This is a genomic window from Pseudarthrobacter sp. efr-133-R2A-89, from assembly GCF_030209315.1.
In the GTDB taxonomy this organism is placed as follows: Bacteria; Actinomycetota; Actinomycetes; order Actinomycetales; family Micrococcaceae; genus Arthrobacter.
On sequence record NZ_JARVSE010000005.1, the window covers coordinates 503,624 to 526,635 of the forward strand.

At 64.1% G+C, this 23,012-nt stretch carries 18 protein-coding genes and 1 pseudogene; 12 read left to right on the forward strand and 7 right to left on the reverse strand.

The genetic code is table 11. The features are described 5' to 3' along the window. Positions 1 to 438 precede the first annotated feature (438 nt). Positions 439 to 930 (forward strand): helix-turn-helix domain-containing protein, encoded by a 492-nt coding sequence (locus QRM95_RS11600; protein WP_133830691.1) that lies wholly within the window; start codon positions 439 to 441, stop codon positions 928 to 930. Here QRM95_RS11600 and QRM95_RS11605 read toward each other — a convergent pair. Continuing rightward, a complete protein-coding gene (locus QRM95_RS11605) occupies positions 911 to 2,083 on the reverse strand; it encodes a site-specific integrase (protein WP_056387362.1) in 1,173 nt (390 codons plus the stop codon). The genes QRM95_RS11600 and QRM95_RS11605 overlap by 20 nt on opposite strands. A gap of 354 nt (positions 2,084 to 2,437) precedes the next feature. Here QRM95_RS11605 and QRM95_RS11610 point away from each other — a divergent pair, with 354 nt between their 5' ends. From QRM95_RS11610 to QRM95_RS11660, 11 genes and pseudogenes are all read left to right on the forward strand, one after another. After that, positions 2,438 to 5,158, forward strand: coding sequence for a DNA methyltransferase (locus QRM95_RS11610; RefSeq protein ID WP_285247741.1), 2,721 nt, complete (start codon positions 2,438 to 2,440; stop codon positions 5,156 to 5,158). Then, entirely contained in the window at positions 5,155 to 7,140 is a 1,986-nt protein-coding gene (locus QRM95_RS11615) for a DEAD/DEAH box helicase (protein WP_284975293.1), read from the forward strand. The genes QRM95_RS11610 and QRM95_RS11615 overlap by 4 nt, the downstream gene beginning before the upstream one ends. Then, positions 7,137 to 8,351, forward strand: coding sequence for a GIY-YIG nuclease family protein (locus QRM95_RS11620; protein ID WP_133830688.1), 1,215 nt, complete (start codon positions 7,137 to 7,139; stop codon positions 8,349 to 8,351). Before QRM95_RS11615 ends, QRM95_RS11620 begins: the two co-directional genes overlap by 4 nt. After that, a complete protein-coding gene (locus QRM95_RS11625) occupies positions 8,341 to 9,432 on the forward strand; it encodes a DUF8606 domain-containing protein (RefSeq protein WP_133830687.1) in 1,092 nt (363 codons plus the stop codon). The genes QRM95_RS11620 and QRM95_RS11625 overlap by 11 nt, the downstream gene beginning before the upstream one ends. Positions 9,433 to 9,550: 118 nt before the next feature. Then, positions 9,551 to 10,402, forward strand: coding sequence for a hypothetical protein (locus QRM95_RS11630; RefSeq protein WP_133830686.1), 852 nt, complete (start codon positions 9,551 to 9,553; stop codon positions 10,400 to 10,402). A 10-nt stretch (positions 10,403 to 10,412) separates the two neighbouring features. After that, positions 10,413 to 10,583, forward strand: a complete 171-nt coding sequence (locus tag QRM95_RS11635; protein ID WP_285247742.1) for a hypothetical protein — start codon at positions 10,413 to 10,415, stop codon at positions 10,581 to 10,583. Positions 10,584 to 10,595: 12 nt separating this feature from the next. Next, on the forward strand, positions 10,596 to 11,756 hold the full coding sequence (locus QRM95_RS11640; protein WP_284975294.1) for a hypothetical protein: 1,161 nt from the start codon (positions 10,596 to 10,598) through the stop codon (positions 11,754 to 11,756). Positions 11,757 to 11,832: 76 nt separating this feature from the next. Next, positions 11,833 to 12,702 (forward strand): annotated as a pseudogene (locus tag QRM95_RS11645) (YifB family Mg chelatase-like AAA ATPase); the annotation flags it as partial. Between the two features lie 110 nt (positions 12,703 to 12,812). Beyond that, positions 12,813 to 13,946: a DNA-processing protein DprA gene (dprA, locus tag QRM95_RS11650; protein ID WP_285247764.1), complete on the forward strand. Its 1,134-nt coding sequence runs from the start codon at positions 12,813 to 12,815 to the stop codon at positions 13,944 to 13,946. A 47-nt stretch (positions 13,947 to 13,993) separates the two neighbouring features. Continuing rightward, entirely contained in the window at positions 13,994 to 14,920 is a 927-nt protein-coding gene (locus QRM95_RS11655) for a tyrosine recombinase XerC (protein ID WP_285247743.1), read from the forward strand. Between the two features lie 235 nt (positions 14,921 to 15,155). Continuing rightward, entirely contained in the window at positions 15,156 to 15,659 is a 504-nt protein-coding gene (locus tag QRM95_RS11660; RefSeq protein WP_026264214.1) for a DUF3145 domain-containing protein, read from the forward strand. Between the two features lie 111 nt (positions 15,660 to 15,770). Here the strand turns inward: QRM95_RS11660 and fabF are convergent, their stop codons facing one another. The 6 genes from fabF to aceE form a co-directional block, all read right to left on the reverse strand. Further along, positions 15,771 to 17,006: a beta-ketoacyl-ACP synthase II gene (fabF, locus tag QRM95_RS11665; protein ID WP_285247744.1), complete on the reverse strand. Its 1,236-nt coding sequence runs from the start codon at positions 17,004 to 17,006 to the stop codon at positions 15,771 to 15,773. A 173-nt stretch (positions 17,007 to 17,179) separates the two neighbouring features. Next, on the reverse strand, positions 17,180 to 17,425 hold the full coding sequence (locus QRM95_RS11670; RefSeq protein ID WP_009359314.1) for an acyl carrier protein: 246 nt from the start codon (positions 17,423 to 17,425) through the stop codon (positions 17,180 to 17,182). A 76-nt stretch (positions 17,426 to 17,501) separates the two neighbouring features. Beyond that, positions 17,502 to 18,563, reverse strand: coding sequence for a beta-ketoacyl-ACP synthase III (locus QRM95_RS11675; protein WP_285247745.1), 1,062 nt, complete (start codon positions 18,561 to 18,563; stop codon positions 17,502 to 17,504). Beyond that, entirely contained in the window at positions 18,560 to 19,489 is a 930-nt protein-coding gene (locus QRM95_RS11680; RefSeq protein WP_285247746.1) for an ACP S-malonyltransferase, read from the reverse strand. Before QRM95_RS11680 ends, QRM95_RS11675 begins: the two co-directional genes overlap by 4 nt. Positions 19,490 to 19,577: 88 nt before the next feature. Next, a complete protein-coding gene (locus tag QRM95_RS11685; RefSeq protein WP_285247747.1) occupies positions 19,578 to 20,822 on the reverse strand; it encodes a PucR family transcriptional regulator in 1,245 nt (414 codons plus the stop codon). Between the two features lie 154 nt (positions 20,823 to 20,976). Then, a partial coding sequence (gene aceE / locus QRM95_RS11690) for a pyruvate dehydrogenase (acetyl-transferring), homodimeric type (RefSeq protein WP_285247748.1) occupies positions 20,977 to 23,012 on the reverse strand: 2,036 nt, incomplete at its 5' end.

A 23,012-nucleotide genomic window follows, 5' to 3' on the forward strand; every position in this document is an offset into this window, starting at 1 on the left:
CTTTCCTCTCGCCTATCGAATGGTCGCTTGCATGACATGTGTCACGAGGCGACTGGCACAACCGATTCGCCTAGATAGAGCACAGCGCCCTATCAATGGTCTCTCCCGATGCGACGTGACTCCCCGTTGAGCGGGACGACATGCCTGCAATCATGCGGCCGACCCCTCTCTAGGGACTCGTATACGTGCACATCTTCAGTGACCAATCTACATCATTCGAGTCATCAGTCATAGTCGTATCAGTGACGAGTCGGATACGAGTCCAGAATGTGCTCGAAGACCAGCGCAAACGAGGTGTCGGCGGGAGGACTGACGTTCTGCTCAAAAACGTGTAGATTTCACATGACGGGGCGCGCGGTGTGCGGCTCCGGCACGGCTCGGCATACGCTTCTTGCTGAGCCCTTCGCGCCCATGTACCCGACCAGGAGCCCAAACCAGATGAACGCCTTGCCCGGAGACCTCTTCGCCCGCCGACTGCGACAGGAGAGGGAACGCCTGGGCATCAGCCAGGCTGAGCTGGCCCGCAGGATTGCCGAGATCCTTGGAACGAACGTCGACCCTTCGGCGGTGACCCGGATAGAGCAGCAAATCCGCGCCGTCCGCCTGGACGAGGCGGTCGCCGCCTCCAAGGCCCTGGACGTCCCCCTGGCGATCCTGGTCGCCGAGGATCCGGAGGCAGAGAGCGAGGCCCAGCTGCAGCAGTACCTCGCCGACCTGGCAGCGGCCCAGCGCGAGTGGGAGAAGAACAGGCTGGAGGTGCTGCGGCTCTCCAAGGCCATTCAAGTGCTCGGCGGCGGCGCTCAACTCAAAGGTGTCGTCGACTTCCGCCTCATGGAAAGCATCGACGCCCGCGTCCCGGTCGAGGAGGACGACCAGCACGGGCACCGGGTTGCCCCCGGCATCGAGGGGTCTACAACCCCAGACGCATGACGCTGTTGCGTGCCGCAGGATTGAACTCGCGGTCGTAAACGTCTACCGTCGCTGCCCGGCTCCACCGGCCGGCGCGCATGATCTCCTCCGTGCTCGCACCGTTGCGCCGCGCCTGGGTGACGTGCCCGGCCCGCAGCGAGTGGAAGCCGTAGGCAGCAGGGTTCATCCCCGCCTCGACCATGCGCGAGAGCAGCATCGTGTGCAGCGCGTCGCCGCTCACCGCCCGTGCATGGATCCGGGCGTCCTTCCTGTTGCGGTACGTTGCCCGGAGCAGGGGCGCGCCCGAGGCCAGGTCGGCGCTGCTGATGAGCGCCGTCGAGCCGGCGGCTCCGCAGACGTGCTCCTCGAGACCGTACGAGAACAGCTGCTGCATGATCCCGCGACGCCGTGTGCGCGCGTCGTCCTGCCGGGCGAGCCCGAGCAGCACGACCCAACGGTGCACCGCACACGGGGGACAGGATGCCGGCGAGCTCCCGAACGGCAGCACGACCACGTCCGGCAGCGCGTTCTCCGGGTCGGCCTTCGAGGCCCCCACATGAACGTGGACACCATCGACCGGGTGCAGCTCGAGCCGGTTCAGCGTCAGGGCCGCCGCCTCGCTCCTGCGCAGGGCCCCTGCGAACCCGAGCCACACCGCCAGGGCGTCCCTGGTGGCTGACACGCCTGCCGGATATGTGTCGTGCTCCATCACCGCGATGATCCGGACCACGTCGTCCAGAAGCAGAGGGCGCTTGCGCCGGGGCCTGGTGGCCCGCAGCTTGGCCAGCCCGCGCACGAGATCCACCACGCCGCGGTGGGCCGTGGGATCCAGAAGCCCGCCGCGGAGGTGCCTCTCGCCGATACCGGCCAGGCGCTGGCGGATCGTCGCGACGGAGAACCGGGGGAGCCCGTCGTCATCGAGCTGCGTGGACATCCAGGCGACGTACCAGCGCACGGTCTCCGGATGCGCAGGCAGCGCCTCCAGCCCGTGGCCGGTACAGAAGTCATCAAAGGCACGCCACGCCGTGGCATAGGCGCGCCGGGTGGCAGCAGACAGCGTGTGTCCTTCCAAAGACCGCGAAATTTCTTCGAGCTCGCGCAGCTCGTCGTCCACCTCCGGTTCAGGTGGGACGGTGGGAGCGCTGAGCGCTGCGAGCCTCACCTGTACTGCCATGACTCCAGTCTCGACTCACTGGCCGGAGAATCCAAGTCGCAATGGTCTGTCAGTGGCGATTCCCCATACCCGCGATCGACGGGGCGGCTTCGAACCGGGTCTCTGGTAAGTGCGCTTATCGGGGCATGGAGAAGGACTGCCTTCGCGTGACGCGGTGAGGGGAAATCAGCAGCGGCCAGGTCCCGGATAAGATCACGAGGGGCAGTGTGTCCCGCCCTGCCATGTAAGGAGTAGCAACGTGCGTGAACCATGGTCTTACGCAGACGGTAATTCAGTCGGAGTCGAGGACAGGCGCATGAGTACCAAGCGCCCAGCGACCATTGACGGTATTGCATGCGCACAAGGAATTCGTACGTGGCGAAGCTAAATCTGAAAGCCATCGAAGAGCGCGTCGCACCACTCGCCGGCCGTGAGACGTACGACCGCGAGTTCATCTTCGATCTCCTGCTCGCCTACGGAAAGCCTCAGAGCAGCGTCACTCGCCTGCGCAACGGCGATCTGAACGTCGCAGCTGACCAAGGGGGTGAGGTCGCGCAGAAGAAGGTTGTCTACTTCAAGGAGACATCTGGCGACACGCTGGAAGTGCTGGAAGAACTGAAGACGTCCCCGGACGTCGTGCGCTACAGCACGCGCTTCGTGATCGTCACCGACTACGTCGAGCTCGTCGCCACGGACACCCAGACCGGCGAGACGATCGGATTCCCGATCAGGGACATCGATCAGCACTTCACCTTCTTCCTGCCCTGGGCCGGAATGGAGAAGGCGCAGTACGTCGCCGAAACGCATGCAGACGTCAAGGCTGCCGAGCGCATGGGCAAGCTGTTTGATGAACTGCTCCGCGCGAACCCTGATCTTCTTAAGCAACCACGTGGACGCCACGCGCTTAACCTGTTCTTCACTCGTCTGCTGTTCTGCTACTTCGCCGAGGACACCGGGATCTTTGCCGAGAACCAGTTCACCAACGCCGTAGGGTCTCACACGCTGGACGACGGCTCGGACACCGCGGACTTCCTCACAGACCTGTTCACGGCGCTCGACACCGCAGAGGCGTCCGGCAGGCCCAAACACCTCGCGGCGTTCCCCTACGTCAACGGCCGGCTGTTCACGATGTCTGAGCACCACGTGGTGCCCATGTTCACCAAACAGGCGCGAGAAGAGCTCATCAATGCCGGCAAGCTCATCTGGCGCGAGATCAACCCGGACATCTTCGGCTCGATGTTCCAGGCGATCGTCACACCGGGCAAACGCAGCGACCTCGGTCAGCACTACACCTCGGTTCCGAACATCCTCAAGACGATCGAGCCGCTCTTTCTGAACGCGTTGAAAGACGATCTCGACGAGAGCTTCGACTCCGTCAAGAAGCTTGAAGCGCTGCTCGACCGGATCAGCGCCATCAAAGTCTTCGATCCCGCGTGTGGCTCCGGCAACTTCCTGATCATCGCCTATAAAGAGCTGCGAAAGTTCGAGCACGCTGTCCTCGAACGCCTTGCCGAGCTGGACGACAAGCACCAAGTGCTATTCGCCGAGTCCAGAATCAACATCGAGAACTTCTACGGGATCGAGATCGACGACTTCGCGGTTGAGGTCGCCATTCTTTCCCTGTGGATCGCCAAGCACCAGATGAACACGGAGTTCAAGGAGAAGTTCAACGTCTCGATCCCGCTGATCCCACTCAAGGAAACCGGCCAGATCAAGCAGGGCAATGCGACGCGCGTCGACTGGAACGCGATCTGCCCGAACGACGACGGTGAGATCTACCTGATCGGCAACCCACCATATGTTGGCTCAAGTATGCAATCGCCTGAACAAAAGGCAGATTTTTCATACGTTTTTGGAAGTCGACCATTCTCGAAAAACCTTGACTACATATCTCTCTGGTTCATGAAAGGCTCCGACTACATCAACAAAACTCGTGCTCAACTTGCATTCGTCACAACGAACTCAGTCGCGCAGGGCGAACACGTCAGCCTTTTATTTCCTACGATCTTCAATATGGGGATTGAGATAGGCTTCGCATACACCTCGTTCAAATGGGAGAACAATGCCAAACGGAACGCCGGTGTGACCGTCGCAGTGATCAGCTTGCGAAACGAGACATCAGCTCAGAAGTACATATTTGCAGACGATCTCCAGATCTCAGCCAAAAACATCAACGGCTACCTAGCTGACGCGCCAAGCGTCATCGTCGGACGTCGAACGAAGCCGATTTCAGGATCTCTTCCGCCGATGGTGTTTGGGTCGAAACCAACCGACGGCGGCCACCTCATCTTGAACCAGGCAGACCGTGGCAGGTTGCTCTCGATGGCCCCCGAAGCTGCAACTTTTGTTAAGAAGTACATAGGCGCTTCGGAATTCATCAACGGTGACGAGCGTTACTGCCTCTGGATCCGCGACGATGAAGTCCAAGAAGCGCATAACATTCAATATATTCACGAACGTATGGCACTCGTGCAAAAGGCACGGGAGGCAGAGAAGGCTAGCAGTATCTCCAAGAAGTTTGCAGCACAGCCGCACCGTTTTCTTCAACGCGCATACAAGCTCACCGATTCTATTGTCGTGCCGAGTGTTTCATCCGTGCGTCGAGCGTATGTTCCCATAGGCTACCTAGACAAAGACACAGTCGTTTCAAATCTTGCGTTCGCAGTTTACGACGCTGAACCATGGCTGTTTTCACTCTTGACATCGGCAATGCACATGTCGTGGACCCGGGCTGTCGGGGGCCGCATGAAGACTGACTATCGGTATTCAAACACCATCGTCTATAACAACTTCCCCATACCGCCACTGTCAGATGCGACAACGGAGAAACTCACCGCCGCTGCACTCCGGGTGCTCGACGTGAGGGAGTACCACTGTGAGCACACTCTCGCGGAGCTCTACGACCCTGACAAAATGCCGGGTGACCTGCGACAAGCTCACGCCGAGGTGGACTCGCTGGTCGATTCGATCTACTCCAAGCGCGGATACGAGACCGATGAGCAAAGACTGTCTGACCTCTTTGCTATGTATGAGGAGATGACAAACGCCGAGGCCGCAAGGGCCCCAGTGAAGAAGACCCGGAGGACCGCGAAGTGAACGCGATCAAGAAGCCCATAAACATCGTTGACGTCACCTATGCACAAACGAAAGCTTCGGTGAACACGGACGTGCTGGGTATGCGCGACATGCAGCAGCGGGTCTTCGCGAAGCGTGACGCACAACACCTCCTCGTCAAGGCCCCGCCAGCGTCCGGGAAATCCCGTGCGCTGATGTTCGTTGCCCTCGACAAGCTGTACAACCAGGGACGTAAGAAGGTCATCGTGGCCGTCCCGGAGCGCTCAATTGGCGCGTCCTTCGCCTCGACGGAACTGTCCAAATTCGGCTTCTTCGCAGACTGGGAGATCAAGCCGGAGCACAACCTCTGTGATGCCGGCTCTTCAGCGGGCAAGGTCGACGCGTTCATCAGCTTCCTCGAAGGGCCCGATGCAACGCTCGTGTGCACCCACGCGACACTCCGCTTCGCGTTCGAGAGGCTGGCACCGGAGTCGTTCAACGGCACGGTTCTCGCGATCGACGAGTTCCACCACGTCTCTGCGGACATCGAGTCGAGCCGCCTCGGCGCGCTCCTGCGCGACGTGATGAACGGGAGTGACGTCCACATCGTCGCGATGACGGGCTCCTACTTCCGCGGGGACTCCGTCCCGGTGCTCTCGCCGGAGGACGAGGCCAAGTTCACGCCGGTCACCTTCAACTACTACGACCAGCTCAACGGATACGAGCACCTGCACTCGCTCGGCATCGGCCACCACTTCTACCAGGGCCGCTACACCGACGCGATCGGCGAAGTGCTCGACCTCGACAAGAAAACCATCGTGCACATCCCGAATGTCAACTCGGGTGAATCTACGAAGGACAAGCTCGAAGAGATCGGTCGCATTATCGATGTCATCGGGCACGTCGAGGAGACCGACCCTGACACCGGCATCATCAGCGTGCGCCGGCAGGACACTGGAATCATTGTCCGCGTCGCGGACCTCGTCGACGACACTGACCAAAAGAAACGCGGCGACACCCTCCACTACCTGGCTCATACAGCCTCCAAAAACCGCGACGCGGTCGACATCATCATTGCGCTGGGCATGGCCAAAGAAGGCTTTGACTGGCCGTTTGCCGAGCACGCCCTCACCGTCGGGTACCGGGCCTCTCTGACCGAGGTCATCCAGATCATCGGCCGGGTCACCCGCGACAGCCCAGGCAAATCCCACGCCCAGTTCACGAACCTCATCGCCGAGCCCGACGCCTCACAGGGCGAAGTGAAGGTCTCGGTCAACAACATGCTCAAGGCCATCACAGCATCGCTCCTCATGGAGCAGGTCCTCGCGCAGAACTTCACCTTCAAGACGAAGAAGTTCGACGGCGACGATTCCGCGGTGCCGGGGCAGCTGAAGATCAAGGGCTTCAAGGAGCCATCGAGCGCGCGCGTGAAGCAGATCGTGGAGACTGATCTGAACGACCTGAAGGCGACGATCCTCCAGGACGACACCTTCGCGCGGGCCGCCGCCGGCTCAGTGGACGCGGAGACGACCAACAAGGTGCTGATTCCGAAAATCATCCGCGAGAAGTACCCGGACCTCACAGAGGCGCAGGTGGAAGAGGTGCGGCAACAGGTCGTCGTGGACTCGGTGATCAAGAACGGCGAAGTGCGCACTGTAGGGGACAAGCGGTTCATCAAGATGGCGGAGAAGTTCGTCAACATCGACGAGCTAAACATCAACCTCATCGATTCGGTTAACCCGTTCCAGCGAGCGTTCGAGGTCATCTCGAGGTCGGTGACGACTTCGGTGCTGCGGATCATCCAGGACCAGATCACTGCCACCCGAGTCGAGTTCACCGAGGAAGAGGCGCTGGCCCTCGTTCCCCGGATCAAGAACTGGATTAAGGTCAACGATCGGAAACCGGACCCGAGGGCCGAGGACCCGACTGAGAAGCGGTATGCAGACGCACTGCTGTGGCTCCAGCGGGCCAAGCAGAAGCTTGAAGCACAGAAGCGCGCGACTGAGATGGTGGAGAGCGAATGAGCGATTACGACGACGTCCTCGAAGCAGCACCGTCCTCCCTGCAGGACCTCATCGACAACGACCTCGACGGGCTCCTCGACGCGCCCGAGAAACCCAAGAAGATCACCTCGTCCGACCGGCTCGAGCGGGCGTTTCTGGAAATTGTGGAGTTCCGCCGGACGCACGGGCGTCTGCCTAGCTCGGCGACCCGAGAGGTCGCCGAGCGGAAGCTTGGGGCCCGGCTCGAAGGTATCCTCGCCAACGACGAGAAGATCGCAGCGCTCAAACACCTCGACACGGAGTTCGAGCTGCTGGCAATAGAGGCAGCTCCTGAGTCGCTGGACGATCTTTTTGAGAGTGATGACCTGGACGATCTGCTCGGCGACGACTCCGGCATCCTCGACGTGTCGGATCTGCCCGTGATCAAGCGTCCCGAGGCTCCGGACTCGGTTGCCCAGCGGGTGAAGTCCGAGGACTTCGACCTGTTCGAGCCGCTGTTCAAAACGAAGCACGCCGAGCTGGCCCAGGGCACGTACAAGCTGATGCCCTTCACTGGCATGGATCTCATCCGCGAGGGTGTGTTCTTCGTGCTGAGCGGCGTCATGTGTTTTGTTGCAGAGGTCGGCGAGGACGTCGACCTGATCGTTGGTGGTAGGCCGAGGCAGAAGCAGCGCCTGCGCGTCGTCTTCGAGAACGGCACGGAGTCGGCGATGTACAGGCAGAGCCTCATGACCCGTATGTACGAGGCGCAGGGCCAGGTCCTGGCGCGGACCGGCCACGATGCGGACGAGGTCCTCGACGCGGACGTGGAGAGTGGTCATATCTACGTGCTGCAGTCGCTCAGCGACGACCCCCAGATCGCGGGAATGAAGGACCTTCACAAGATCGGTTTCTCCACCACCAAGGTCGAAACCCGCATCAAGAACGCGGCGCATTCGCCAACCTACCTGATGGCACCCGTGAAGGTGCTGGCGGACTACCAGCTCTTCAACGTGCGTGCATCGTGGCTGGAGCATCTCTTGCACCGAGTGTTTGCCGAGGTGCGTCTGGATCTGACGCAGGTCGACCGGAAGGGACGCGATTACGACCCCTCGGAGTGGTTCGTGGTGCCGCTGGAGATCATTAACAAGGCCGTTGCGATGATTATGTCCGGCGAGATCACCGACTATGTCTACGACGCCCAGCTCAAGGAACTCGTCGAACGACAAAAGGGAATGACCAATGGCGGTTGAGATGGGCTTGTGGCGGGCAGAGGGCGGCCAACTCAGCCGGATCGTGCCGGTATCAATCGGCTTGGAATCCCAGTTGGAGGGCTACATCGAGTCTGACCCGTCAGTGCTTGGCGAGCCGCTTCTCGTCATTGGCCGGCAGGTTCCGACGGCACATGGGGGATTCGTAGATCTGCTCGCGCTGGACGAAACGGCGTCGCTGCACGTAATCGAACTCAAACGCGACAAAACTCCACGCGATGTTGCCGCTCAAACCCTCGATTATGGCTCGTGGGCAGCAACCCTTGGCCGAAGCGATATCGACAATATCTTCGCCACCTACCGTCCAGGCCTTGCTCTTGAAGAAGCGTTTGCCGATCGTTTCGGCGACACTCTTCCGGAAGAGGTCAACACTGCACAAGAATTTACAATCGTTGCCGCCAGCGTTGACAACGCTACCGAGCGCATCGTGCGGTTCCTCAATGAAGACTTCGATGTTCCGATCAACGTCGTCTTCTTCAGACATTTTCAGGACAACGGATCTTCGTACCTTGCCCGCAGCTGGCTGGTCGATCAGAGCGAACAAGCCAAGTCGTCCATTTCCGCGATCTCGCGGAAGAATAAGACACGTGAGCCTTGGAACGGGTCTGACTGGTACGTCTCATTTGGTGAAGAGCCAACAGGCCGGCAATGGGTCGACGGCATGAAGTACGGTTTCGTCTCGGGCGGCGGCGGCAAGAGATACTCTCAGACGCTCAAGAATCTGCCGATTGGTGCCAGAGTCTTCGCCTACATTCCCAAGATTGGGTATGTAGGAGTTGGTACCGTCGCCGGCGAAGCCCAGCGATACGACCAAAGCACGCTTCTCGTGAACGGGGCCGATCGACAGCTGCATGAACTCGACCTCTCCGGGAATTATCGCCACGAGGGCGATGAGAACGACGACAATGCTGAATGGGTTGTTCCGGTCGAATGGATACGGGCCGTTCCACAAGCGCAGGCCGTGCGGAAAACGGGTCTTTTCGCCAACCAGAATACGGCTACAAGGCTGCGAAACCAGTTCACGATCGAGCACGTGACCGCTGCTTTCGGGCTTGATGGCTGAGCATCGGCGGATGGCCCATCGAGAGTTATGCGGACAAGAGCGGTCGCGAGTAGCAGGCCTAACCCTCGCCTGAGGCGACGCTCGTGTCGAACCAAGCCACGATGGGAGAATCGTGAGGATGACGACGGCGCTTCCCGATCTCTGGACCGACTGGTGCTCCGTCACGGGCGTGCCCACCCATAAGATCGACGAGGTATCGCTCTCGTGTTTCTCGCAGCAGGCGCAGCCGTCCCAGGCTGTGCTCGCGGCTCTGCGCCGGCGGCTGGCTCCCATAGATCCCGTCGCCCCGGCCTGGCCGCGCGGGCACCGGGACGACCCTGATTCCCTGCAGCGGTTGATCCGGCGCGCAACGGCGATCATCCAGCACCCGGACACCCACTGGGTTTTCCGGCTGCGGCTGCGGCGGATGCTGTTCGCGGCGGTGCTGCTGGCACGTCGCACCCACGGAGGCCTCGGACTGGACAGGTCAGCTGCGCTGGGACTGCGGCCGGACGGAATGCACCGGGTGCGCGGGCAGATCGGTGTCGCCCCGGAACCGGATGCCTGTCCGGCATGCGCCACCTGGTCGTGGCTCGATGTGATCGGCACCAACAGCGGGTGGTCGCACGGCTCCGTCCGCGCCCTGGGGAACCGCCGCGACGAAGACGGCCCCGCGCACCGGCACCTGCGGCCGGACCCCAATCCGGACTGGCACCTCTGCGTCGGCATGCTGCCAGCCGTGGACCGCTGGGGATGGATCGATGCCTACCGCTCCATGCACCCATCCTCGCTGTCGGCGGTCATCAGTGCCGCAGCCCTGCTGCTCGACAGTCCGGAGCCCGCACCTGCGCCGGTGCCTGCTGCAGCTGCGATGCCGGCCAGCCCCAGGCGGCAGATGTCGCGCGAGGAGGAAGAGCAGATCCTCAAGCGCGCCGATGAACTGACCGCGCGCGTCGAGGCGATCCTTCGCGAGTTCGACACCGGCCGATAAAGTCGTGTGTATGGGATTCAACTGGGAGCAGGTCCTCGGGACCAATGGTGCAGGCCTCTCCGATAGCTACGACCAGAGCGCCTCGGACGAGTTGTACCAGGACCACCCGAGCGCGGCTCCGCCAGCAGGTCCGGAAGACCCGGGCGATGAGGTCGTCCGCCTGCCGTTCGACGAGAGCTGAGCGCAGACCGACGTGAGGCATGACTGGCTCCCGGACCGCCACCTCGGCGTTGCCGCCACACTGGCACATGCAGAGGAGCTGATCGGACAGGTTTCCGCACTGCTGTTCGCCTACCAGACGCAGCCCGAGGGCATCTTCGGGCTGGTCGAAGTGCCCACGACCGCCGCGTTCAGCTGCACAGTCGTTGGGCGCGTGGCTCCGATCCCACGGAAAGTGCCGCTCCTCGTAGCCGACGCGCTCGTGACGCTTCGGGCTGCGCTCGAACACACCCTTTTCGCAGAGGCCGAGTTCCTGGACGGTGCGCCCCTCGACGCGAAGGCGGCCAAACTGGTCGAAGTGCCTGCCTCGGACACCTGGGAGAAATTTGAGGACTGGAAGAAAAAGCGGGCCCGCAATGGGCCTCCGTCGCTGCGAGGGCGGGGAGAGCTCGCCCGACGGCTGGAGGCCCTGCAGCCGTTCCACCGTCGGATGGAGCCGCAGTCCCATCCTCTTGCCCGGCTTGTGCTGCACACCAATCATGCGAAGCACAGGATGCCGGCGATCACCGCGGTCCGCCTGGCTGCCATGTACGAGGACGACCGGATGCCCCGTTCAATCCGTGATCTTGCGCCTCGGCCCGAGGAACCGCTGCGTGTCGGCGAGGTCATCGCCCAGACACCCATCGGCACGAAGGTCCCCGTCACCCTGTTCCCGACAGTCGGGATCAATCGGCCGGGTACTGACCGGTGGCCGGTGCTAATCGAGGAGCTGGAGGAGATCGCCCACTGGGTACGCACGCAAGCCGTTCCGCGCCTGATCACAGGGACCGAGCCACCCGAGCCTGGGCTTCCGACGCGCTACGAGATCTCCGTCGGACATGAGGACGAGCGCCAGGCGATGTCGGCGGGGTCGACGACATCGGCCGGGGAACGCCACAAAAAGGCCTTGGTTGCAGCATCGGCGCGTGGCGATCTAGCCGAGATGATCAGCATGATAGATGGCTCCCCGAGCGAACCGCAGATCGCCAGGTGGCTGGCTCAGCTGAACGATGAGGAGGTGCTCGAACAGATGTCGCGGCTGCGGGTGGCATTCGACTACGACCCCGAGGTCGAGCGGCACAATCTCGAAGTCCTGAAGGGCTGTCGAGATGCGGCGCTCAGGTTCGGGGACAGCGACGGGCCCCACAAGAAGTAAGCTGGGTCCCCTCGACGGGATGCCCGTTTTGGGACATAACCGCAGGTCAGGGCGCATGCACGCTTAAGTGTGCACTCCTCCCGGAGCAGGTAAGACCATGCTTGCGGAACGGTTGCCGGGCCTTTTGCCGGATCTTGGTGACCATGAGTCCATGGAGGTTACGGCCATCCATTCGCTGTGCGGCCTGCCGGCGTCCTCGGTCCAGCTTCTGCGCCGGCCACCGTTCGAGAACCCGCACCACTCGGCCACTGCGGCGGCCATCATCGGAGGCGGTTCAGGACTTCCGCGGCCGGGGGCGGCATCACGCGCCCACCGCGGTGTGCTGTTCCTTGACGAGGCCCCCGAATATGAACGCCGGGTTCTGGATGCCTTGCGTCAGCCCCTGGAGAGCGGTGAGCTGGTGATTCACCGGGCGGCCGGGACGGCCGCCTACCCGGCCCGCTTCCAGCTGGTGCTGGCCGCCAACCCCTGCCCGTGCGGCAAGGCATCCGGCAAGGGCCTGGACTGCACGTGTACTCCCGTCATGCGCCGCCGTTACCTTGCCAGGATGTCCGGCCCACTCCTGGACCGGGTGGACATCCAGTTGCAGGTGGAAAGGGTGTCCCTGGCCGAGTTCGGGCAGGCCGGCCGGGAAGAGGACACCAGAACGGTCGCCCGGCGTGTCAGGGCAGCGCGTGAGCGGCAGGGAGAGCGGCTTCGGAGCTTTGGCCTGGAAACGAACTCCCAGGTCCCGGGGCGCATCCTGCGGGGAGACTTGCGGCTCGCTCCGGCAGCCACCCGGATCCTGGACCAGGCCTTGGAGCGCGGAGTCCTGACCGCCCGCGGCTATGACCGTGTCCTCCGGCTGGCATGGACCTTGGCTGACCTGGGACGGCGGGACCTGCCGGACGCAAACGACATCGGACAGGCGCTTGGCTTGCGGCAGGCTGCCGCGGCGGTGGCGTGAGGAGGACGGCAAACGTGAACGAACTTAGGGAACTGCGCGTGGCAAACGATTCGGCAAACCATCCAGCAAAGGTTGACGAGCGCTTGGCCCGGGCAGCGTTGTCCCGCCTCATGGAGCCCCAGGATGCCGCAGGCCTGGCGCTCGTGCATGCAGCGGGGGCAATGGATGCCCTTCGGATTGCCACCGGGCGGGTCACGGCCGGAGCTGGTCTGGAGCGTGAAATCACCTCTTTGCTGGCTGACAGCGGCGCGAGCAGCTGGGCGGGAATGGCTGCAGCCTTGAAGCGCTGGCAGCCCCGGATCCCCGATCTGGCGCCGGAACGTGACCTGGCCACGATGGCTCGGCTGGGTGGCCGCCTGATTACCCCCACGGACGAGCTGTGGCCCGCCCAGCTGGCCGACCTCGGCATCCAGGAGCCCCTCTGCCTGTGGTGGCGGGGCCAGGAACAGCCGCTGCCGGTCGCAGCCATGTCCATCGCCCTGGTAGGTTCCCGTGACAGCACCAGCTACGGGGCTGCGGTGACAGGCGATCTGGCATACTCGCTGGCGCAGCGGGGCTTCACGGTAGTGTCGGGCGGAGCCTACGGCATCGATGCCCACGCGCACCGTGCCGCCCTCGCGGGAGGTTCCTCAGCCGTCCCGACCATCGCCGTGATGGCCGGAGGAGTGGACCGGTTCTATCCGTCCGGAAACGAAGACCTGCTCAGGGCCGTGGCCAACCAGGGCGCGGTGCTGGCGGAGGTACCGCCGGGATCGGCTCCCACCCGGTACCGGTTCCTGCAGCGGAACCGGTTGATTGCTGCGCTTTCGTCAGTGACAGTAGTGGTGGAAGCGCGGTGGCGCTCCGGTGCGCTGAACACAGCCCACCACGCCGAAACCCTTGGGCGGGCAGTAGGTGCGGTTCCCGGTTCAGTCCACAGTGCCAACTCGGCCGGCTGCCACCGGCTCCTGCGGGACGGTGGCGCGGTCTGCGTCACCGACGCCGCGGAAGTGGCCGAACTTGCCGCGCCCAGCGGAGCGGGGCTGCCCGAACAACGGCCAGGCGCAGCCGCTGTGCAGGACGGGCTGACCCTGGAGGACTTGATCCTGTTGGATGCGCTTCCGTTGCGCTCCACCACGTCGGTGGAAAAGCTCTCGGCGGTGGCCGGACTGGGGCAGGACTCGGTGCGGGCGGGCCTCGGCCGGCTCGGGCTGCTCGGACTGGCCGTGTCTGAACGCGGAGGCTGGAAACGAGGCAAGGTCTGACCGTGTCCGGCTGCGGTGAACGCCGGCAAGCCTGAGAAAGTGTAGGAGTGGACCATCTAGAACTGCCGAAGGAACTCGGCGCGGCACTGGACGCATTTGCTGGCTACCTGTCGGGGGAGCGGGCAGTGTCGGAGCATACCCGTCGTGCCTACCTGGGCGACTTGCGGAGCCTCCTTTCGCACGCCGCGGCCGAGGGCGCGGCCGGGCTGAAGGACCTCGAACTCGGAACCTTCCGCCGTTGGCTCGGCAGCCAGAGCTCGGCGGGTGCCGCACGCGCCACGCTGGCGCGCCGGTCCGCTACGGCAAGGGCATTCACTGCCTGGGCCCTCCGGGAAGAACTTCTGGAGACGGACCCCGCCCTGCGCCTGAAAGCCCCCAAACGCGAAGGATCACTGCCGGGAGTGCTCCAGGCGTCCCAGCTGACGCGAATGCTGGAAGGGCTCGAAAACGCGGCATTGGACGGTGACCCGCTGGCCGTGCGTAACCGTGCCATCGTGGAACTCCTCTACGCCACAGGCATCAGGGTAGGTGAACTTGGCGGGTTGGACGTCGACGATCTGGACCCGGACCGGCGGACGCTGCGGGTCATCGGTAAAGGCAACAAAGAGCGCACCGTGCCCTACGGTGTGCCGGCCGCGCTCGCTGTTGACGATTGGCTGCGGCGGGGACGCCCTGCCCTGGCAACGGGCACCAGTGGGCCGGCGCTCTTCCTGGGCGCCCGCGGTGGCCGGGTTGACCAACGCCAGGTCCGCACTCTGGTCAACACTCTTTTCGGTGCCCTCGGTGACACCTCCGTGTCCGGGCCCCACGCCTTGCGGCACTCCGCTGCAACCCATTTGCTCGACGGCGGAGCGGACCTGCGTGCCGTGCAGGAGATCCTTGGCCACAGCAGCCTCGCCACTACGCAAATCTATACGCACGTCTCGGTTGACCGGCTGCGGAAGAGCTACCAGCAGGCACACCCCCGGGCCTGAGAGTGTGGCTAATCGCACTGGCGTAATTCCACGGGGTACGGCACAATGAGAGTCACGTCCGGCAACTTTCAAGTCTCGCTTGAAGCTCCCTGAGCTTCCTGCGGCTCAGCAAGTCCGGACACAGCTTAATCTGATACATCTGAATATCGGGAACCACCGCCGCAGTGCAGGGCACGGCAGTTCCATCCGGGCAGAGGTCGTTGGGGAAGACGTACCTAGAGCTATGGAGGATGGAATGTCTGTTGCAATGACCCGCGGTGTGCTGTTTGTTCACTCAGCCCCTACGGCCCTGTGCCCCCATGTCGAGTGGGCAATCGGGGCTGTGGTGGATAAGCGGACGGACCTCGAGTGGACCCCGCAGCCTGCCGCGCCCGGAATGTTCCGTGCGGAGCTTTCCTGGACCGGGACCCCCGGCACGGGATCCAAGCTGGCGTCCTGCCTCCGTGGCTGGGCGCACTTGCGCTATGAGGTGACCGAGGAACCAACCCAGGGCGTGGACGGCGGCCGGTGGTCGCACACCCCCGAGTTGGGGATTTTCCATGCCGTCACCGACGTGCATGGCAACATCATGGTGTCGGAGGACCGCATCCGCTACGCCTACGAATCAGGTGCGGGCGATCCCGCCGCCGTCTATCACGAACTCTCGCTGGCCCTGGGCGAGGCGTGGGACGAGGAACTGGAGCCGTTCCGCCACGCTGCCGAAGGCGCCCCCGTGCGCTGGCTGCACCAGGTGGGCTGACCGCCGTCGTCCGCCCGGGCGGCCACATGAGTACTAATCCATGGCACAAGAGGAGGCCCCGCCAGCCGGCGGGGCCTCCTCTTGCTGTCCAGGCGTTCTGCCGGGCAGGGGCTAGATGCTGCGGATGGCCACGACGGCGTTGTGGCCGCCGAACCCGAAGGAATTGCTCAGCGCCACGATGTTCCCGGCAGGCAGGTCGCGGGCCGAGGTGACGACGTCGAGCGGGATCTCGGGATCCTGGTTCTCGAGGTTGATGGTGACCGGTGCCTTGCGCTCGTGCACGGCCAGGACGGTCAGGACCGCCTCCACCGCGCCGGACGCGCCCAGGAGGTGCCCCATCTGCGACTTGGTGGCGGAAACCGCCACGTTGTCCACGTGGCTGCCCAGGGCGGCACGCAGTGCCGTGTATTCCGGCTTGTCGCCTACGGGGGTCGACGTCGCGTGGGCGTTGACGTGCACGACGTCCTCGGCCTGGATGCGGCCGTCGAACATGGCTGCCTTGAGCGCGCGCGTGGCGCCGAGGCCTTGGGGATCCGGAGCGGTGATGTGGTATGCGTCGGCTGTGACGGACGTACCCGCGAGCTCGGCATAAATGCGTGCTCCACGGGCCAGGGCGTGCTCTTCGGCCTCCAGGACCAGGGCTCCGGCCCCTTCACCCATCACAAAGCCGTCACGGTCGGTGTCGTAGGGACGGGAGGCGCGCTCGGGTTCGTCATTCCTGCGGGACAGTGCCTGCATGGAGGCGAAGGCCGCCAACGGCATGGGGTGGATTGCGGCTTCTGCGCCGCCGCACATCACCACGTCCGCCTTGCCGGAGCGGATCAGTTCGAGGCCAAGGTGCATGGCTTCGGTGCCTGAGGCGCATGCGGACACCGGGGTGTGCGCGCCGGCGCGGGCGCCGAGGTCAAGGCTGACGGCTGCGGCCACGCCGTTGGGCATCAGCATGGGAACGGTCATTGGCAAGACCCGGCGCGGGCCCTTCTCCTTGAGGGTGTCCCAGGCATCCAGCAGGGTCCAGACTCCGCCAATGCCGGTGGCGAAGGCAACAGCCAAACGGTCCTGGTCGAATTCGGTGATGCCGGAGTCGGCCCAGGCCTCGCGGGCTGCAATGACGCCGAACTGGGTGGAGGGGTCCATCCGCTTGGCTTCAACCCGGCTCAGGACATCCAGCGCGGGGGTGCTGCAGCGGGCAGCGAAATGGACGGGGAGCTCGTACTTGGCTACCCAGTCGTCCTCCAGGGTGCGGGCACCGGAGACCCCCTTGAGGGCGTTGTTCCACATGGTGGGTACATCGCCGCCGATGGGCGTGGTGGCACCCAGACCGGTAATGACTACTTTGCGCGTCATGGGATCACTCTTTCGTCGGTGGGGAATCCGCCTGCGCCAACCGCAGGGTCCCGCACATTTGATGATCGGCCAGTCCCGGTCGGGGGCACTGTGCCGGTGAGATGCGGCGGGCTGCCGATCCGGTCAAACCGGATCGACAGCCCAGCCAAGCCGTGAGACGGCGGAAGCCTGGATTAGGCCTGTGCTCCGGCAATGAAGCTGACGGCGTCGCCGACGGTCTTGAGGTTCTTGACCTCTTCGTCGGGAATGCGGACGCCGAACTTTTCCTCGGCGTTGACCACGATGGTCATCATGGAGATGGAGTCGATGTCCAGGTCCTCCGTGAAGGACTTGTCCAGCTCGACAGCCTCCGGGGCCAGGCCGGTTTCTTCGTTGACGATTTCAGCCAAGCCGGCCAGGATCTCTTCGTTGCTAGCCATTGATGGCTCCTTTTCTTGTATTGCCGGCAGGGGCTGCCGGAAACGGTCGGGTCGCGGTCGCGGCCCTTGGGCGTATCTAGGGAAGGACAATTACCTGCGCGCCGAAGACAAGCCCGGCGCCGAAACCGATCTGCAGCGCCAGCCCGCCGCTCAGCCCGGGGTTCTCCTGCAGGAGACGGTGCGTTGCCAACGGGATGGAGGCCGCGGACGTGTTGCCGGCGTCGGCAATGTCCCGTGCCACTGTAACCGTCTCGGGCAGCTTCAGCTTCTTCACCATCTCATCGATGATGCGCATGTTCGCCTGGTGCGGGATGAAGGCAACCAGGTCTTCCGCCTCGACGCCGGCAGCGTCGAGCGCCTGCTGGGCAACCTTCGCCATTTCCCACACAGCCCAGCGGAAGACGGTCTGGCCGTCCTGCCTGAGCGTGGGGTAGAGCTCCTGCGCTTCTTCAAGGAGGGCAAGGTCGCCGGTGGAATCGGACTGCCGGGCCGCCATGCCAAGATCGCGGACATCCAGCAGGGAACGGGTCATGCCGATGGCATCCCATTTACTGCCGTCCGAACCCCACACCGAGGGGGCGATGCCGGGAGTGTCGGAGGGACCCACGACGACGGCGCCGGCGCCGTCGCCGAGCAGGAAAGAGATGGTGCGTTCCCGGTTGTCGATGACGTCCGAGAGCTTTTCCGCGCCCACCACCAGGACGTACTTGGCGGCGCCGGAACGGACCAGGGCGTCGGCCTGGGCAATGCCGTAGCAGTAACCGGCGCAGGCTGCGGAGATGTCAAAGGCCGGTGCCGGCGTGGCACCGATGCGGTCCGCCAGGCTGGCAGCGGCTGACGGCGTCGCGTACGGGTGCGTCACGGTGGACACGATGACTGCGCCGAGCTGCGAAGCTTCGATGCCGGCCTTCTGCATGGCCTCGCGGGCAGCGCCCTCAGCCATGTCGATGACGCTCACGTCCGCGGCCGCGCGGTGCCGGGTCACGATGCCGGTGCGCTGGCGGATCCACTCATCGGAGGAATCGATCCACTGGCATACGTCCTCGTTCGTGACGATGACGTCCGGACGGTACGCCCCCAGCCCGAGGATGCGGGTGTGCTCGTGGATGGGAGCCTGCTTCAGCGTGGGGACGCTCATGCGTTGCCCTCCAGCTCTGCGAACATCGCCAGGGCGGCGGAAAGGTCTTCGGGGGTCTTGACCGCTACGGTCTTGACGCCGGGCATGCCGCGCTTGGCGAGTCCGGCCAGGGTGCCTGCCGGTGCGAGTTCGATGAGTCCGGTGACACCGCGCTTGACCATCGCGTCCATGCAGAGGTCCCACCGCACCGGGCGGGAAACCTGGGCGATGAGGCTCTCGACGGCGGCACCGCCGTCGGTGACCTCACCGCCGTCGTAGTTGGACAGCAGGGGCACTTTGGGGGCTACCGGGTTCAGCTGCGGTTCCAGCGCCTTAAGCGCGTCAACTGCCGGTGCCATGTGGCTGGTGTGGAACGCGCCGGCAACCTTCAACGGAATCACCCGGGCCTTGGCCGGCGGGTTCGCGGCCAGCGCCTTCAGCTGGTCGAAAGTTCCGGCGGCGACGGTCTGGCCTGCGCCGTTGACGTTGGCGGGGGCCGCGCCGGCTGACTCAATGGCAGCCAGCACTTCGGCGGGGTCACCGCCCACGACGGCGCTCATGCCGGTGGGCGTGACGGCGGCCGCGGCGGCCATGCTGTTGGCCCGTTCGCGGACAAAGGTCATGGCTTCCTGCTCCGTCAGCACGCCTGCGAGGGCGGCAGCAGTGATTTCACCCACCGAATGGCCGGCGAGGATGACCGGAAGGGAATTGAGCTCCACGTCGAAGAGGGAAGCAGCTGTGACCAGGCCTGCTGCGACGATCAGGGGCTGCGCAACGGCAGTGTCCTTGATGGTTTCCTCGTCGGAGGTGGTCCCGTGGGCGATCAGGTCGATCCCCGCGATGTCGCTTAGGGCGGCCAGCTGGCCTGCCACCGAAGGCAGTTCCAGCCAAGGGGCCAGAAAACCCGGGGTCTGCGAGCCCTGTCCAGGGCAGACTATTGCAAGCACGTAACCAGCTTTCCAAATTACTGTGTGATCCAGCGGTGTTTCACCGCACCAAGCTCACGGGGTCAGGTTGTAGGAAGTCTACAATGACTCACGCTTGGTTCCGGGACGACTGCCGCTCCGTGGCGGCCTTTGGCGGGGCAGAAAGGCGGCCCACCACGAGCGCTGCCTGGAGCACAAACGCCTCCCTGGGCAGCAGCGGGTCCCAGCCGGTGACGTCGCAAACACGCTTCAACCGGTACCGGACGGTGTTCGCGTGGACGAAGAGTTCCCGCGCCGTTGCCTCCAGCGAATGTCCCAGTTCAAGGTAGGTTCCCAGGGTTTCCACCAGGCCGTTGGACGCTGCCACCAGGGGGCGGTAGATATTCTTGACCAAGGAACGACGTGCGGCATCATCGCCGGAAATCACCCGTTCCGGCAACAAATCGTCGGCCGCCACCGGCCGTGGCGCTGACGGCCATGCCCGGGCGGCGGTGAGGCCGGCAAACGCCGATTGCGCCGATCCGCTGGCCTCCAGCAGGGAACCCGCCTCGGGACCGTAGACCACGGGGCCGGGTGCGAACATCTCGCTCAGCTTCACATAGGCCGATTCGCGGTCCTGCACCCCGCCCAGGATGAGGATCAGCCGGTCGCCCTGGATCCCCACCAGCGCGTCCTCTGCGAAACGCCCGGCCATCCGCCGCAGTTCGCTCACGTAGCTGGCGCTGGGTTCGGACGGCGAATTACCCACCATGACCGTGAAACGCTCCTGCGCCTTCCAGCCAAGGGCCGCGATGCGCGAGCGGAGCGCATCAGTGTTTTCGCCCCGAAGGATCGCATCCACGATCAGGGCCTCCAGCCGGGTATCCCAGGAGCCCCGCGATTCGGCGGCCCGGGCGTAGACATCGGCGGCCGCGAACGCGACTTCCCGCGAGTACCGAAGGACTGCTTCGCGCAGGGACGGCTGGTCGGCCTCCGGTGCGATGACGGGAACCTGGTCCTCGACCACCTCCACCACGATCCTGATCAGCTGCAAGGCCTTCTGCAAGCTGATGGAGCGGGTCAGTTCAGTGGGCGCAGTCCCAAACACATCCGTCAGGATCCACGACGGAGAGCTTGGACGCTCATACCAGGTGACGAATGCCGCGATCCCGTTCTGGGCCACCATGCCCAGCGCCGATCTCTCGTCGGCGCTGAGCCGGCTGTACCAGGGCAGCGACTGCTCAAGCTTGCGCATGGTGGTGGTGGAAAGCTGGCCGACGTTGGCCCGCAGCTGCTTAAGGGTTTCGGACTTCTCCGGCGTGACCTTCGGCGGGGTCGGTTTCCGTTTGGCGGACGGGCTGGCTGGTGCTGGCATTCTTTGAGCATACGGCCCCCACCGCGCAAGCTCCATTTGTGCGAAGGCTACAATCCGCTTTGCGCTGCATCACAGCACGCAGGCACCTTGGAACGGACGACGGCGGCCCCCTCCGTGATGGAGGGAGCCGCCGTGGGTGCTGCGCGAAAGGCTGTCAGGCCTCCCCGCCGGCGTTGCCGGTGGTGCCGGCATTGACGTTCAGCAGTTTGTACTTCTCAATCGCCTTGACCGGGGCATCGACGTCCACCTCGCCGCGGCGCGCCAGCATTTCAAGGGCACGGACCACGATGGAGTGGGTGTCGTTTTTGAAGTAGCGGCGGGCTGCTGCGCGGGTGTCGGAGAAGCCGAAGCCGTCGGCGCCGAGGGTGGCGAATTCGTTGGGGACGAACTGGCGGATTTGGTCGGGGATGGCTTTCATGTAGTCGGTGACGGCGACGATGGGGCCGGTGGCGCCTTCGAGTTGCTGGGTGACGAATGGGGTGCGGGCGGGTTGGCCGGGGTTGAGGAAGGCTTCTTCTTCGGCGGCGAGGCCGTCGCGGCGCAGTTCGTTCCAGGAGGTGACGGACCAGACGTCCGCGGAGACGTTCCAGTCGTCGGCGAGGATGCGTTGGGCGTCGATGGCCCAGGGCACCGAGACGCCGGAGGCGAGGATCTGGGTGCGGGGACCGTCGATCTTTGCCGGGGCGAGGAGGTAGATGCCCTTGATGAGGCCTTCGACGTCGAGGTTTTCGGGTTCGGCGGGTTGGACGATGGGTTCGTTGTACACGGTGAGGTAGTACATGAGGTTCTTGTCCGTGGAGTCCGGCCCGTACATGCGTTCGAGGCCGGAGCGGATGATGTGTCCGATTTCGTAGCCGTAGGCGGGGTCGTAGGTGAGGACGGCGGGGTTGGTGGAGGCCAGGAGGGGGGAGTGGCCGTCGGCGTGTTGGAGGCCTTCGCCGGTGAGGGTGGTCCGTCCTGCGGTGGCGCCGATGATGAAGCCGCGGGTCATTTGGTCCGCGGCGGCCCAGAAGGCGTCGCCGGTGCGTTGGAAGCCGAACATGGAGTAGAACACGTAGACCGGGACCAGGGGTACGCCGTGGGTGGCGTAGGCGGTTCCGGCGGCGGTGAAGGCTGCCACGGCGCCGGCTTCGTTGATGCCGGGGTGGATGAGTTGGCCTGCGGGGGATTCTTTGTAGGCCAGGACGAGGTCGCGGTCCACGGAGAGGTAGTTCTGGCCCTTGGGGTTGTAGATCTTCGCGGTCGGGAAGAACGCGTCCATGCCGAACGTCCGGGCTTCGTCGGGGATGATCGGGGCGATGTGCTTGCCGAAGTTCTTATCCCGCATCAGGTCCTTGAGCAGGCGCACGAATGCCATGGTGGTGGCGGCCTGCTGCTTGCCGGACCCGCGCTTGGCCACCTCGTAGGACTTCGCGTCCGGCAAGGTGATCTCGGCGTGCTTGCTGCGACGCTCGGGCACGGAGCCGCCCAGTGCTGCGCGGCGTTCCATCATGTACTTGATTTCCGGCGCGTCGGTGCCCGGGTGGAAGTACGGCGGCCGGTAGGAATCCTTCTCGAGCTGTTCGTCGGTGATGGGGATCCGGAGGTGGTCGCGGAACTTCTTCAGGTCATCCAGGGTGAGTTTCTTCATCTGGTGGGTCGCGTTGCGGCCCTCGAAGTGTGGTCCGAGTCCGTAGCCTTTGACGGTGTGGGCGAGGATGACGGTGGGTTTGCCCTTGAATTCGGTGGCGGCTTTGTAGGCGGCGTAGACCTTGCGGTAGTCGTGTCCGCCGCGTTTGAGGTTCCAGATCTGGTCGTCGGTGAGGTCCGCGACGAGGTCTTTGGTTTGCGGGGTTTTGCCGAAGAAGTGTTCGCGGACGAAGCCGCCGGATTCGGCTTTGTAGGTCTGGTAGTCGCCGTCGACGGTTTCGTTCATGATTTTCACGAGCGAGCCGTCGGTGTCGCGGGTGAGCAGGTCATCCCATTCCCGGCCCCAGACGACCTTGATGACGTTCCAGCCCGCGCCGCGGAAGAACGCTTCGAGTTCCTGCATGATCTTCCCGTTGCCCCGGACCGGGCCGTCGAGGCGCTGGAGGTTGCAGTTGATCACGAAGTTCAGGTTGTCCAGGTTCTCGTTCGCGGCGAGCTGGAGCAGTCCGCGGGACTCGGGCTCGTCCATTTCCCCGTCGCCCAGGAACGCCCAGACCTGCT